Genomic DNA, 14,174 nt, shown 5'->3' on the forward strand with positions numbered 1-14,174 from the left:
TGGCACGGCATTTGTTGAATACTATGTGAATCCTTTAAACAAGGAGGATGACGGACGATGAATAATAACAATTAAAATATTTACAATCATGGGAAAGATTATTGGAATCGACTTAGGAACAACCAACTCTTGTGTTGCCGTATTGGAAGGTAACGAACCGGTTGTTATCGCGAACAGCGAAGGTAAAAGAACAACACCTTCAATCGTAGCTTTCGTAGAAGGCGGCGAGCGTAAGGTAGGTGATCCCGCAAAACGTCAGGCTATCACCAATCCTGAAAAGACTATATTCTCTATCAAACGTTTCATGGGTGAAACTTATGACCAAGTACAAAAGGAAATCAATCGCGTTCCTTATAAAGTAGTGCGTGGTGATAACAACACTCCTCGTGTAGATATCGAAGGACGTTTGTATACTCCGCAGGAAATCTCAGCGATGATCCTGCAGAAAATGAAAAAGACAGCTGAGGATTATTTGGGACAGGAAGTAACGGAAGCCGTTATCACAGTACCTGCTTACTTTAGTGACGCTCAACGTCAGGCTACGAAAGAGGCTGGTGAGATCGCAGGTTTAACCGTACGCCGTATCGTAAACGAACCGACTGCCGCTTCTTTAGCTTATGGTTTGGATAAGACGAACAAAGACATGAAGATCGCCGTATTCGACTTAGGTGGTGGTACATTCGATATCTCCATCCTTGAGTTAGGTGACGGCGTATTCGAGGTAAAATCAACAAACGGTGATACTCACCTAGGTGGTGATGACTTCGACCACGTAATCATCGACTGGTTGGCTGAAGAATTCGAACGAGAGGAAGGCGTAGACTTACGTAAAGACCCGATGGCTTTACAACGTTTAAAAGAAGCTGCCGAGAAAGCGAAGATCGAGTTGTCAAGTACGACTAGCACGGAGATCAACTTGCCGTATATCATGCCGGTAAACGGTATTCCAAAGCACTTGGTTAAGACTTTGACTCGTGCTAAATTCGAACAATTGGCTGACGGTCTGATCCAAGCATGTATCGAACCGTGCCGTCAATCCTTGAAAGATGCAGGTTTATCAACTTCTGATATCGACGAAGTGATCTTGGTAGGTGGTTCTACTCGTATCCCGGCTGTACAGGCTATCGTTGAGAAATTCTTCGGTAAAGCTCCGTCTAAGGGCGTTAACCCGGATGAAGTAGTAGCCGTAGGCGCAGCGATCCAAGGTGGTGTATTGACAGGTGAGGTTAAAGACGTATTGCTGTTGGATGTTACTCCGCTGTCTTTAGGTATTGAGACAATGGGTGGTGTAATGACTAAATTGATCGAGTCTAACACGACCATCCCGACCAAGAAGTCCGAGACATTTACGACTGCCGTAGACAATCAGCCTTCTGTTGAGATCCACATCTTGCAAGGTGAGCGTTCTTTGGCTAAAGATAACAAGTCTATCGGTCGTTTCCACTTGGATGGAATACCTGCCGCACAACGTGGTGTTCCTCAGATCGAGGTTACATTCGATATCGACGCTAACGGTATATTGAACGTATCGGCTAAGGATAAAGGAACCGGTAAAGTACAAAGTATCCGTATCGAGGCTTCCAGCGGTTTGAGCGATGATGAGGTTAAGCGTATGAAAGAAGAGGCTGCCGCAAACGCAGAGGCCGATAAGAAAGAGAAAGAGCGTATCGATAAATTGAATCAAGCGGATAGCATGATCTTCCAGACCGAGAAACAATTGAAAGATCTTGGCGACAAGCTTCCGGCAGACAAGAAAGCTCCGATCGAAGGTGCCTTGAACAAATTGAAAGAAGCTCATAAGGCTCAGGATATCGCAGGTATCGATGCTGCTATGGCAGAATTGAACAGCGTATTCCAAGCAGCTAGCCAAGAAATGTACAACGCTCAAGGTGGCGGCGCTCAAGGCGGTCCGCAAGCAGATCCTAACTTCGGTGGTCAACAAGCTGGCGGTAACGCAGGTAGCAGCAACAACAGCAAAGACGGTAACGTTACGGACGTTGACTTTGAGGAAGTAAAATAAAAAGAAGCGGTTTTAATCGCTCCTTTACTCCACATAAGATAGAAAAACGGCTATCGGGTCCTTCGGGATCTGATAGCCGTTTTTTATTTTAGCCCTATATATTCAATAAAAAAGCCATTGATATCCAATAATTATTAATAAGTTTGCACTCGCATAAAAACACTCATTTTAAATTACGATTAAGGGCAACGTACTAATTTTCGACTTATGCTAGCGAGATCTATACAGAAATATTACATATTTGTTCTACTTTTTCTGCTAGCCATTCTACAGTCCTCTTGTCAACAGTCGGAAAATAAATATCGTATATTAGTAGTCCATTCCTATGAAAGCGACTATGTAGCTTATAAAGACTGCGATCGGTTGATCCGGAAATCCCTCGAGAAAAAGGGGATTAATCCGTCGATCCAAACATTCTATTTGAACTGCGAGCAATATGCGGCACCTGCCGAAGAAAAACGGATGTACCTGTATCTAGATTCGATCTCCACTTGGAAACCCGATCTGATATTGGTCTACGAGGATCAAGCGACTTACACGTTAATGCAATGCCATCATCCGCTAATTTCTACAATTCCCATTGTATTTGGCGGCGTAAATTTCCCCAATAAGGCACTATTGGCGCAATATTCGAATGTTTCCGGATTCTGGGACGAGCCCGACTACGTCACGAACATCCGCTTGATAGAACATCTGTTGGGCAAGTCTACGATTTATATGTTGCACGATAGTACGTATATAGATAGGCACATTAAGGCTACGTTACATGAGCAATGTGCTCAAGCAGACATTCGGGTCGATAATAATCGCATCATGTATATACCGGTAGAGATCGCTACTTTGGACAGGGTCAATCAAAGCTTAAAACGACCGGATAGTACGACCGTCAACGTCGTGCCCGTGCAAGGAGACAAGCTATCAGCTGTTTCTTGGTACATGAGTAAACACGTCCCTTACATCTACTATCTACAGGCCAAACGGGATTACCGGGTATTGAACACCAGCCGTTTTTCCAGTAAACCCTCTTTTACGGCGATCAACGAGGATCTAGGATATACGAATAAACTTGTAGGTGGCTATATCACCTCCTTGGAAACCCAAATAGAAGAATCTACCGATAGAGCCGCGGAAATATTAAAAGGCTCCCCTAGCGAATCATTCCCACAGATAACAAAGAGCAAGAAGAATTATGTATTTGATTTCAATGAAGTCAAATATTGGAATATCGATAAAAGGCTTCTTCCGAAGGATGCTATACTTTTGAACTTTCCTTTTAAGGACCAATATCCAAGATTATTCTGGAGCTTGATAATCGTAGTCAGCACGATGTGCTGCTTTGTCTTCGGTAGCTTCATCATCATGTATACCCAAGAATCCAAGGCAAAACGACAAGCGCAAAAAGCCCTATTACATGAAAAGGAATCATTAGCGGAAGCCTTGGAGAAAGCCAATGAGTCCGACCGGATGAAATCCGTATTCTTGGCTAACATGAGTCATGAGATACGTACCCCTCTAAATGCGATCATCGGCTTTTCAAGCCTAATCGCCGAACTGGATCTGACAGCGGAAGAGAAGGAGCAATACGCTAATATCATCACGACCAATAACGAGTTATTACTAAAGTTAGTCAATGACATATTGGATTTGGCAAGGATTGAATCCGGAGGTATCGTCTTTCATAAAGAATCCTGCAATTTAACGGATTTAGTGAAAACCCTTTATAAACAACATCTTTCCGATGTCCCCGAAGGTATCGAATTCAAGGAGAAATGCCCCGATACGCCGATCTGCTTATATACGGATAAGGAGCGACTTTACCAAGCGCTCGAGAACATACTGAAAAATGCTATAAAATTTACTTCCGCAGGCTTTATAGAGATCGGTTACGAGTATTCCACCAATGCACAAGACGTCCGACTTTATGTGCAGGATACAGGCATCGGGATCTCTCCCGAGGACCAAGAAGCGATATTCGAGCGTTTCAAGAAGCTGGATGATTTCGTGCAAGGGACAGGTCTTGGATTATCGATCTGCCAAGCTATCGTAAAACAATTAAACGGGCGTATCTTGCTCAAGTCCGAAAAGAATAAGGGGTGCCGCATCTCCTTGGTTTTCGAATTATAAACCAACCTCAGAAGCCAAGAAAAATAGACATTTGTCTCTTTGATATCCAATTACTTTTTATACATTTGTACCTATTATATTGAAGCTATACACATGGCGAACACTTCTTATCGTTATCTTTTTTTATTGTTGCTTCCATTATTTCTATTGGTCGCAAATTCTTGCGAACGCTCAACCACGGAAAAGCGTATCTTGATAGTCCAATCTTATGAGCCGGACTTTCAAGCCTATAAAGATATAGAAGAGGCTTTTAAAAAAGGATTCCAGAAGGAAGGCATTCCTGCTAGTATCTTCACGTTCTATCTTAATTGCGAAGCTTATCAATCGCTAGAAGAGAAACAAAGAATATATACGGAACTCAATACGTTATCTTTATGGAAGCCTGATATCATAATCGTAAACGATGATCAAGCGACCTATTCCTTATTGGCTTGCGAACATCCTTTATTAGATAGCGTACCTATCGTTTTTACCGGAGTCAACTACCCAAACATACCCTTAATTCAAAAGTATCCTAACGTATCCGGATTTTGGGATAAGCCGGACTATCGGAAAAACGTCGAACTTATCGAGCGAATCATGGGAAAATGCGTAATTGTACGTGTCTCTGATAGTACAGCTCTTGACAAAAAGATCCTGAAAGATATGGATGAGCAAATAAAAGGGCTATGCTCCAAGGCTAGACCCGATTACCTTAAATATCCCCAGTATTCATCCCCATCCGATAAAAAGAGATCCTCTTCTTTAGTGCGGTTCCCAAAAGTACCGTTCGATTCCCTCTATATACAAACCATTCAACCCCGCACCAGTTCCAACTTGATCTGGGGGTTAGGTACAAATACTTACAACAAGGCCTACCTTGCTACCAAAAGAGATTATACCTCGATAGCCTTAGGTAGGTTCTGCTCATTTCCCAGCTTCTCGGCGATCAACGAATCCGTAGGATATGACGGAGACTTCATCGGAGGATATATGACCCCGGTAGAGAGCCAAACCCAAGAAGCCTTACGACGAGCTGCCAGCATACTCAAGGGCACACCGGCCAATAGCTTCCCACAAATAACGGAAAGCGCCAAAAACTATCTGTTCGATTACCCGACTTTAAATAAATGGGGTATCGATTGGAAAGAACTGCCTCAAAACAGTATCTTCTTGAATATGCCCTTTGTGGTTCGTTATCAAACATATATTATTCTATGCGGGATTCTTCTAACCCTATTTATCCTATGGACACTTTTCTATCAAAGAGTACAATACCGTCGCGAAGCCTCTCACAAGAAACAGGCTCAAGAAAGTTTACGGAAAGAGAAAGAATTCCTCTCGTTGGCTTTAGAGAGCGGTGATATTTTCGCATTCCGATACAGCAACGGCGTATTCGAGTTCGACCATGATTTCTATAAGTCGTTGGATATGCCGATAAAGCCGATCACCTCCACGCAATTCCAAGAGTCTATCCACCCTGAAGACCGGGAAGATTTCATCCAACATAAGCACCTGCTTGATACAGGATTCCCTTCCCGTAAGATCACCCGCCGCCGATATAATTTCAACGGCAAAGGGCATATATGGTGGGAATTCAGATATGCGCAAGCGAAGAATGGACAAGACTCCACCCGCAATAATGTCGGAGTAAACGGGCTCTGCTTAAATATCCAACAAAGTAAGGAAGTAGAGGAAGATCTTATCAAAGCCCGTATAAGGGCCGAGGAAGCGGACCAAATGAAATCAGCGTTCCTCGCCAATATGAGCCATGAGATACGTACCCCGCTTAACGCCATCGTTGGATTTTCGGAACTGCTAACAAGCGATATGGAAATAAGCCCGAACGAGAGGGATGAGTTCATGCAAGTTATCAGTAAGAACAGCGACCTCTTATTGAAATTGATCAATGACATTCTCGATCTATCCCGCATCAAGTCCGGTAAGATGTCGTTTACCCTCACGAATTGTGACTTAAACGAATTACTATCCCATATCTACCGCACCCATCAATTGTTGATGCCCCAAGGCGTAGCGCTTAAAATACAACTGCCGGTCCTCCCGGCCATTATCCAAGCGGACCTACATCGATTAACCCAAGTGATTACCAACCTCATAAACAACGCCGCAAAATTCACGACGCAAGGATACATCTTGATTAAATACGATTATACGCAAGATAAACGTTGGATCCAGATCTCCGTGACCGATACGGGCAAAGGCATTCCCGCAGATAAGCAAGCCCAAGTATTCGAACGGTTCAACAAACTGGACGAGTTTGCGCAAGGGACAGGCCTCGGACTGGCGATCTGCCAAATTATCATCGAGCACTTCGGAGGATATATCACCCTAGAATCCAAAGAAGGGGAAGGTAGCACATTCATCGTGACCCTTCCCTACACTCCCGGATTATCGGTATAAGATTATTTTTTCTTGAAACGCAAGAACGGCAATACAATAAATAAAGGTATGCAACAGATCATTACCCAGATAAAGAAATGTTGGTAACCGATCTGCTCCTGTATCCATCCCGATGCCATTCCCGGTAGCATCATACCTAACGCCATGAAACCGGTACTGATCGCATAATGCGAAGTCTTATATTCCCCCTCGGCGAAAAGCATCAGATACATCGTATAAGCCGTAAAGCCAAACCCGTAGCCGAATTGCTCGACAGCGACACAAGCGTTTACGACAACAATACTCTCCGGCATCGTATAGGCCATATACAAATAGACCAGATTCGGCAAGGAGATAGCCAATGCCATAGGCCATAACCAAGTCTTCAAGCCACTCCGGGATATAGCCAGGCCTCCTAAAACCCCTCCGAGCAATAAGGAGATCACTCCCACCGTACCATAAGCGAACCCGACCTCACCGGTACTGAGCGCCAGCCCGCCAACTTCCCGCCCATCCAGCAGGAAAGGAGAAGCCAACTTTACCAATTGGGATTCCCCCAAACGATACGTCAGCATAAAAAGCAAAGCCGGGACAATCCCTTTCTTGTTGAAAAAACTCACGAAAGTATTGCCAAACTCCACCAAGATGGTATGAGGGGTGATATTCGTACGTTGCGCGTCACTCGCCGGACGGGGTAAGATATACTTATGCCACAAGGCCAAGGCGATAAAGGTACCGGCCAATACGAAAAACACCAGGCTCCAAGCAAAGGAAATCCGCCCGGTACTCTCCTCCAAAAGTCCCGCCAGCATAACCAGCAGACCTTGTCCGGTTAGCATCGCCACCCTGTAGAACGTATTTCGGATACCGATGAAGAACGCCTGTTGCTCCTCCGTCAAGCCCAGCATATAGAACCCATCTGCGGCGATATCGTGCGTAGCGGAACTAAACGCCATCAACCAAAAGAAAGCCAAGGTAAACCGCAGAAAGAAATCCCCGGGAAGGACGAACGCCACACCTGCCATTCCACCACCAATCAATAACTGCATGCCATAAATCCACCAACGCTTCGTTTTTATCAAGTCTACGAACGGGCTCCAGATGGGCTTGATCACCCAAGGAAAATAAAGCCAACTGGTAAACAAGGCGATATCCGTATTCGAGACGCCCAAACGTTTATACATGATCACAGAAAGCGTCATGACTACCACGTAGGGCAAGCCTTCGGCGAAATAAAGAGACGGGATCCAAGCCCAAGGACTACGTTTTTCCATAATCAGCAGGAATCAGATGATTAGAAGTCAATACTAAATCCATCCGCATCCTTCCACGCCGGGAACTTAGCCCGGAACTCATCCAGCTCGCTCTTCTTCAAGGTACATGTCCGGGTGATTTCCTCCCGTTTTCCGGCATCAGCCAATTTCTTTCCTTTTGCGTTATAAATCATGGAATCCCCTCTGAAAAGAAAACCTTTCCCATCTACCCCCACACGGTTCACGCCACAGACATAAGCCATGTTCTCAATGGCACGGGCATGCAGCAATGCCTTCCACGCCTTCTTCCGGGCCTCGGGCCAATTGGCCACATAAATCAAAAGATCATATTCGTTATTTACGTTGCGGCTCCAAACCGGGAAACGCAGGTCATAACAAACCTGCAAACAGATATTCCAGCCTTTATAGGGCACGATCAGCCGTTTGTCGCCCGCCGAGAAATGCTTGTCCTCTTCCGCCATACGGAACAAATGACGCTTATCGTAATAATACTCCTCTCCTTCCGGAGTGATGAAAAAAGCCCGGTTGTAGAACTTTCCGTTATCTTTCGCGATAAAACTCCCGGCCACGGCCAGTTTATATTTCTTAGCCCATTCCTTTATAGTCGGTACGGTCTGGCCCTCCATCGTATCGGCTTGTTTCTCCACGTCCATGGAAAATCCCGTGGTAAACGTCTCCGGCAATACGGCTAAATCGGTTCTTCCACTAACACGGCGCAACAGTTCGCCGTAATAACCCAAGTTCTCTTCACGGTCTTCCCAAATGATATGGGATTGTATCATGCTGATACGTAAGTCTTCAGTCATAGAATAAAGATATTAAGGTAATAAAAAGACATATTGTGACAAGGAAACAGTTTCATGGTGAAGAAACAGTAGTTTCTTCATAGCAAAACTTTTGTTTCTCTTAGGGAAAACTTTTGTTTTCCTATAGTAAAACTCTTATTTCTTCACCATAAAACTCCTATACCTGTACGAAATTCTCAGGATGGCAAGCGGTAACTCCCCGATACATCTCACGTATCGTATGGATATCTTTATCCACATCACCTGTCGGATAAAAAACACCCTTCGTACCCACCTCTTTCTTTCCATAATCAAAATAAGCCACCACGATCGGCACGTTCGCTTTCAAAGCGATAAAATAGAATCCTTTTTTCCAGTCCTTGGCCCGCTTCCGGGTACCTTCCGGTGTGACGGCCAATTGAAACCGCTCACTGGTCTTGAAACGTTCCACCATCTGATCGGTCACCGACGTACGTTTACCACGATCCACCGGAACACCTCCCAGCCAGTTAAACAGCAAATTAAAAGGGAAAAAGAACCACTCTTTCTTAATAAGGAAACCGGCGTTACACCCGATCGAGGTATAAAAAAGTTTCCCTACGATAAAATCCCAGTTACTGGTATGCGGAGCCACACATACGATACATTTCGGCAAATCCACGCCATCCACCGGGCCCAGCTTCCACCCCGCCATACGGAGTATCGCCTTACTAATTGCCTTCTTCATGCCTATTTGTCCTTGCTCAACTCTCCTATCTCGTCGGCGATAGCGTTAACCTCGTTTTGCAAGTCCTCTCTTAATTTGCGATAATAATTCCGTACGAGAGCCTTGTTATCCTTGCCGTCGGGGTGTCCGGCACGAACGATATAACTATCTTGCATATCTAGGATACGAGCCATCAAAGCATCCGCTTTCTCTTGATTTACTCCGGGTATATACAATTTGCAAACCAGCGCTTCCGTGAACAATTCACCAGCCACGTAGCTGATCTCTTTCTTTAAAATTCTTCTTTTAGCCATAATTATTTCATATTTAATTATCCACAAATATAGAACATATGTTATTAAATACCGAGGAAAGGCCAAGAAAAAACATAAAATGAATTATCTTTGCAGCGGTGAAATCATTGATTATAAACAAATCAAATATGAACGAAATGATAAAGACGCCAGAGTTTCTCTTTGAAAGCAGCTGGGAAGTCTGTAATAAAGTGGGAGGTATTTATACCGTACTATCGACTAAAGCTCATACGCTTCAACAAATTTTTAACGACAAAGTAATATTCATCGGTCCGGATGTGTGGGCAAACACAACCGCTCCCGATTTTACGGAAGACGCATCTTTGTTTGAGGATTGGAGAAAGCACGCCGAGGCAGTAGATCACTTGAAAGTTAAGGTTGGTCGCTGGAACGTACCGGGTACCCCCCCTGTTATACTGGTAGATTTCAAGTCCTACTTCAGTGAACGAGACGCCTTTTTCTATTCTATGTGGGAAAATTTCCGAGTTGACTCCATCCACGCCTACGGCGATTACGATGAGTCTTGTATCTTCGCATATGCGGTCGGTAAGGTAATAGAGAGTTTCTATCACTTCTACAAACTGGAAAACAAGAAAGTCGCCGCCCTATTCAATGAATGGATGTTGGCGATGGGAGCGCTTTACATTCAAAAGCAAATCCCTGCCATAGCGACACTTTTCACGACGCATGCCACATCGATCGGACGCTCTATCGCCGGTAACAACAAAGCGTTATACGCTTATATGGACGGTTACAACGGCGATCAGATGGCTAAGGAGCTAAACATGGAGGCCAAGCATTCCGTAGAGAAGCAGGCCGCCCATTACGTGGATTGCTTCACGACCGTAAGCGATATCACGGCCCGTGAATGTAAACAGTTATTGGATAAGGCACCGGATATCGTTACCCCGAACGGCTTTGAGCCCAACTTCGTACCCGAGGGTAAGGAATACGCTAAAAAGCGGAAGGAGGCACGTCGTACATTAATTAATGTAGCGGAGAAATTATTGGGCTGTTCCATCGACCCGAACGCTTTGCTGGTTTCCACCAGTGGCCGCTATGAATACAGAAATAAAGGTATCGATGTCTTCATCGAGGCGATGAACCGTGTACGTACGTCCGGACGCCTGCAGCGTGAGGTCGTCGCCTTTATCATGGTACCGGCTTGGGTACGTGCTGCCCGTGCGGATTTAAAAGAGGCGATCGAGCAGGACATAAAGACGACCTCTCCGCTTCAAATCCCTTTCATTACGCACTGGTTGCATAATATGCCAGAAGATAAGGTCTTGAATTATATCAACCACGCCGGCTTCACGAACGCGGCATCCGAAAAACTAAAGATCATATTCGTTCCTTGTTATTTGGACGGTAAAGGAGGTATTTTCAATAAGACCTATTATGATATGCTGATAGGGATGGACGCTACCGTATATCCTTCCTACTACGAGCCGTGGGGATATACCCCGCTGGAAAGTATCGCTTTCGGTATACCGACGATCACGACCAATCTGGCTGGTTTCGGTATGTGGGCGAAGAAAACGGTATCCGGAGATAACCTTAGCGAAGGCGTAGAGGTTATTAATCGTACGGATTTCAATTATTTTGAGGTAGCGGACGCTATCATGAACTCCATCCTGGCTCTCAGCCAAAAGGATGCTACGGACATCGAGGAAATCAAACAGCGTTGTTTCGATCTCGCTCGAAAAGCTGAATGGAGCAAGTTTATCGACTATTATCTGACCGCATTCGATATCGCCATAAAGCATGCCGAGGAAAGAAACAGCTAAATATTGCTCATAATTAATAAGATAATGCTATCTTTGCACTCGTTTTTAGACAAACACTTTAAACTTCACGATAATGAAAATTAAGGCGAATAACGCAAACAGTCCTATTTGGAAGGACGTCTACTCACATTCCAAGCTTCCACAACAGTTGGAACCACTTAATGAGATCGCTACGAATCTTTGGTGGGTATGGAATCATGAAGGCGCTAAACTATTTGGCAAGATCGACAAACAACTTTGGAAATCCACAGAAGGTAACCCTGTACAGCTATTGCAAAGCCTTTCACACAAACGTATGGAAGAGATCTTAGCAGATAAGGAGTTAATGGCTGAAATCCAAAAGGTATACGCTGATTTCAAAGCTTATATCAATGTAAAACCCGACAAGACACAACCGTCTGTAGCCTACTTCAGCATGGAGTACGGTTTGACCAATGTATTAAAGATTTACTCAGGTGGTCTGGGAGTATTAGCCGGTGACTACTTGAAAGAGGCCAGCGATAGCAATATCGATTTATGTGCCGTAGGTTTCTTGTATCGTTACGGATATTTCACACAGACTTTGTCCATGGACGGTCAGCAGATCGCCAATTACGAGCCGCAAAATTTCAACGCCCTGCCGTTGACTCAGGTATTGCAGTCGAACGGAGAGCCGATGGTATTGGAAGTTCCTTATCCGGGCAGAACCGTTTACGTTCATATCTGGAAAGTTAGCGTAGGTCGTGTACCTTTGTACTTAATGGATACGGATATTCCTCAGAACAGCGAATGGGATCGTTCCATCACGCACCAATTATATGGTGGCGACTGGGAAAACCGTATGAAACAAGAGTATTTGTTGGGTATCGGTGGTATCATGATGCTGAACAAGTTAGGTATCAAGAAACAAATTTATCACTGCAACGAGGGACACGCCGCTTTGATCAACGCTCAGCGTTTGGTAGACTATATCCAGAACGACGGCCTTTCATTCAACCAAGCGTTGGAGGTAGTTCGTGCTTCCGCCCTCTATACGGTACACACTCCGGTTCCGGCAGGTCACGATTACTTTGACGAGGGTTTGTTCGGACGTTACATGGGTGAGTTCCCCGGCAAGTTAGGTATTAGCTGGCAAGATTTCATCGACATGGGACGTGAGAACCCAGGTTCTAACGAGAAATTCTCCATGAGCGTATTCGCCTTGAACACTTGCCAAGAGGCTAACGGCGTAAGCTGGTTGCACGGTAAGGTTTCTCAGCGCATGTTCGCCCCGGTTTGGAAAGGTTACTTCCCGGATGAACTGCACGTTGGTTATGTAACGAACGGTGTACATATGCCGACTTGGGCCGCTACCGAGGTGAAGAAATTCTATGCGGATAAATTAGGCACGAAGCTTTTCGAGGATCAATCAAATCGCAAATGTTGGGAAGGAATTCAGAATGTATCCGACGAGGAAATCTGGAATCTCCGTATGACCTTGAAGAATAAATTGATTGATTACATCCGTGTTCAATATAAAGATAGCTGGTTGAAGAACCAAGGTGATCCTTCCAAGGTGGTTTCTATCCTAGAGAAGATCAACCCGAATGCCTTGCTGATCGGTTTCGGTCGTCGTTTCGCTACTTACAAGCGTGCGCACTTGTTGTTCACGGACTTAGACCGTTTGGCTAAGATCGTTAACAATGAGAAGTTCCCGATTCAGTTCGTATTCACCGGTAAGGCTCACCCAGCTGATGGTGGTGGTCAAGGTTTGATCAAACACATCGTAGAGATCTCTCGCCGTCCGGAGTTCTTAGGAAAGATCATCTTCTTGGAGAACTACGATATGCGTTTGGCCCGTCGTTTGATTTCTGGTGTAGACGTATGGTTGAACACGCCGACTCGTCCGTTAGAGGCTTCCGGTACTTCCGGTGAGAAAGCCGAGATGAACGGTGTATTGAACTTCTCCGTTCTTGACGGTTGGTGGTATGAGGGTTACGTAGAAGGCGCAGGTTGGGCATTGACCGACAAGCGTACTTATGAGAACCAGCAATACCAAGACCAATTGGATGCGGCTACGATCTACCATTGCTTGGAAACTGAGATCATCCCGACTTACTACGCTAAGAACAGCAAGGGTTACTCTCCGGACTGGATCCAATATATCAAGAACTCTATCGCCAAGATCGCTCCGGATTATACGATGAAACGTATGTTGGACGATTATGAGGATCGTTTCTATCACAAATTGGCTACTCGTTCCGCTCATATTTCCGCTAACAACTACGAGATCGCTAAGCAATTAGCTGCTTGGAAAGAGGAAGTTGCGCAACATTGGGATAGCTTCCAAGTGGAATCTTTCACTTGCGACCAAGATTTGACGGTGAATGGCCCGGTTGTAGGAAAAGAATACAACTTCAATTTGGTAATCGACCGTCATGAACTACAAGGTATGTTAGGTGCTGAAATGGTTGTCATGAAGGAAGATCCGGAGAAACACACGCTGTCACCAATCAATACCGCTCAGTTCGAGTTGATGAAGGAAGAAGGCTCCAAGTTATTCTTCAAGTTAACGACCACTCCTTCCGAGGCTGGTAACCATAAGATAGGCTTCCGTGTATATCCTGTAAACAAGGAGTTGCCTCACCGTATGGACTTCGCTTATGTACGTTGGATTCAGTTATAATCGGCAACAAGTAAAACAAATAATCAAGAAAGAGGATGCGTCATGCACCCTCTTTTTTTATGCCATACCCAGCTATGCTTTACAGCGACTAAAACCTATGGTTACGAGCCGTAATGCATAGGGTTTCATATAGTCCGTTGA

The 14,174-nt window shown here is 44.9% G+C and carries 9 protein-coding genes; 5 read left to right on the forward strand and 4 right to left on the reverse strand.

Going from position 1 to position 14,174, the window contains the following annotated elements:
- Positions 1 to 88: 88 nt before the first annotated feature.
- The 3 genes from dnaK (at position 89) to BDI_RS10000 (ending at position 6,544) form a co-directional block, all read left to right on the forward strand.
- Complete coding sequence (dnaK, locus tag BDI_RS09990; RefSeq protein WP_005864708.1) at positions 89 to 2,020, forward strand: molecular chaperone DnaK; 1,932 nt, start codon at positions 89 to 91, stop codon at positions 2,018 to 2,020.
- Positions 2,021 to 2,227: 207 nt separating this feature from the next.
- Positions 2,228 to 4,144, forward strand: a complete 1,917-nt coding sequence (locus BDI_RS09995) for a sensor histidine kinase (RefSeq protein WP_011966652.1) — start codon at positions 2,228 to 2,230, stop codon at positions 4,142 to 4,144.
- Positions 4,145 to 4,237: 93 nt separating this feature from the next.
- Entirely contained in the window at positions 4,238 to 6,544 is a 2,307-nt protein-coding gene (locus BDI_RS10000; RefSeq protein WP_011966653.1) for a sensor histidine kinase, read from the forward strand.
- 2 nt (positions 6,545 to 6,546) lie between these two features.
- Here the strand turns inward: BDI_RS10000 and BDI_RS10005 are convergent, their stop codons facing one another.
- The 4 genes from BDI_RS10005 to BDI_RS10020 form a co-directional block, all read right to left on the reverse strand.
- Entirely contained in the window at positions 6,547 to 7,797 is a 1,251-nt protein-coding gene (locus BDI_RS10005; protein WP_005854594.1) for an MFS transporter, read from the reverse strand.
- Between the two features lie 20 nt (positions 7,798 to 7,817).
- Positions 7,818 to 8,603 (reverse strand): amidohydrolase, encoded by a 786-nt coding sequence (locus BDI_RS10010; RefSeq protein ID WP_008780108.1) that lies wholly within the window; start codon positions 8,601 to 8,603, stop codon positions 7,818 to 7,820.
- A 157-nt stretch (positions 8,604 to 8,760) separates the two neighbouring features.
- A complete protein-coding gene (locus BDI_RS10015; RefSeq protein ID WP_008773478.1) occupies positions 8,761 to 9,309 on the reverse strand; it encodes a 1-acyl-sn-glycerol-3-phosphate acyltransferase in 549 nt (182 codons plus the stop codon).
- A gap of 2 nt (positions 9,310 to 9,311) precedes the next feature.
- Positions 9,312 to 9,602 carry a hypothetical protein gene (locus BDI_RS10020; protein WP_005854588.1) on the reverse strand — a complete coding sequence of 97 codons (291 nt, stop codon included), beginning with the start codon at positions 9,600 to 9,602 and terminating at the stop codon, positions 9,312 to 9,314.
- A 128-nt stretch (positions 9,603 to 9,730) separates the two neighbouring features.
- Between BDI_RS10020 and BDI_RS10025 the strand changes: the two genes are divergently transcribed.
- Positions 9,731 to 11,389, forward strand: a complete 1,659-nt coding sequence (locus BDI_RS10025; protein WP_011966654.1) for a glycosyltransferase — start codon at positions 9,731 to 9,733, stop codon at positions 11,387 to 11,389.
- A gap of 73 nt (positions 11,390 to 11,462) precedes the next feature.
- Positions 11,463 to 14,033 (forward strand): alpha-glucan family phosphorylase, encoded by a 2,571-nt coding sequence (gene glgP / locus BDI_RS10030; RefSeq protein ID WP_011966655.1) that lies wholly within the window; start codon positions 11,463 to 11,465, stop codon positions 14,031 to 14,033.
- The last annotated feature ends 141 nt before the right edge of the window (positions 14,034 to 14,174 follow it).

Origin of the sequence: Parabacteroides distasonis ATCC 8503 (assembly GCF_000012845.1) — a bacterium.
In the GTDB taxonomy this organism is placed as follows: Bacteria; Bacteroidota; Bacteroidia; order Bacteroidales; family Tannerellaceae; genus Parabacteroides; species Parabacteroides distasonis.